Raw genomic sequence first — 1,091 nt, forward strand, 5'->3', positions numbered from 1 at the left:
AGCACGGCCCGAGCCCCGTCGGCGACCTCGGCCGGGGCGCCGTCGTCGTGGGCGTCCGGGGACGCGTCCGCCGAGGCGGGCGCGGCGAGCCGGTCGAACCGGACGCCGCCCTCGGTGAGGGTGCCGGTCTTGTCCAGGCAGACGGTGTCCACGCGGGCCAGGACCTCCACGGCGGGCTGCTCCTGGATGAGGACCTCCTGCTGGGCCAGCTTGAGCGCGGCCACGGCGAACGCGATGGTCGTCATGAGCGCCAGGCCCTGCGGGATCATGCTGGTCACCGCCGCCACGGACGCGATCAGCGCGGGCTCCAGGGCGGCCTCGCGCGGCTGGGACAGGGCGTGGGTCCAGCCGCCGACCGCCGTCATCTGGCCGTGCACGATCACCGCGATGATCGGCACCAGGGCGATCGTCAGCCAGCGGGCACCGTCTCCAGGGCGCCGCGCAGCTCCGAGCGGATGGCGGAGTAGCGGCGGGCCTCGGCGCTGAGCCGGGCGGCGTGCGAGGCCGAGCCCACCGCCGTCGCGCGCACCAGGCCCGCGCCGGCCACGACGGCCGAGCCCGAGAGCACGGCGTCCCCGGGGGTCTTGGGCACGGGGTCGTTCTCCCCGGTGAGCAGCGCCTCGTCCATGTCCAGGCCGTCCGAGACGAGGACCTCGCCGTCCACGGGCACCTGGTCGCCGCGGCGCAGCACCACGACGTCGTCCCGCACGATCCGCGTCATCGGCAGGGGCACGCGCGCCCCGTCCCGGATGACGACGACGTCGTCCTGGTGCAGCAGCGCGATCCGGTCCAGCTTCCGCTTGGCCGAGTACTCCTGGACCACGCCGATCACCACGTTGGCCACGGCCGCCAGCGAGAACAGCAGGTCCAGCCAGCGGCCCATCAGGATCACGACGACGGCGCACAGCGCGATCGCCAGGTTGAACAGCGTGAACACGTGCACGCGCAGGATCTGCCCCTAGCGAGCGGGACGTGTCCCGCGACTGGACGTTGACCAGGCCCGCGGCCTCCCGCTCGGCGACCTCGGCGGCGGTGAGCCCGGTGATCCCCGCCGCGCCGGTGAACCCCAGGCCCGTCCCGCTCTCGGGGGC

General features: G+C 74.8%; 1 protein-coding gene and 1 pseudogene. Both read right to left on the bottom strand.

Features of this window, described 5'->3' with window-relative positions:
* Window positions 1–398, bottom strand: a pseudogene (locus UN64_RS21650) (hypothetical protein); the annotation flags it as partial.
* 11 nt (window positions 399–409) lie between these two features.
* A complete protein-coding gene (locus UN64_RS21655; RefSeq protein ID WP_216352812.1) occupies window positions 410–943 on the bottom strand; it encodes a P-type ATPase actuator domain-containing protein in 534 nt (177 codons plus the stop codon).
* Between the last annotated feature and the right edge of the window lie 148 nt (window positions 944–1,091).

This window comes from Fictibacillus arsenicus, assembly GCF_001999465.1.
GTDB classification, from domain to species: Bacteria; Bacillota; Bacilli; order Bacillales; family Fictibacillaceae; genus Fictibacillus; species Fictibacillus arsenicus.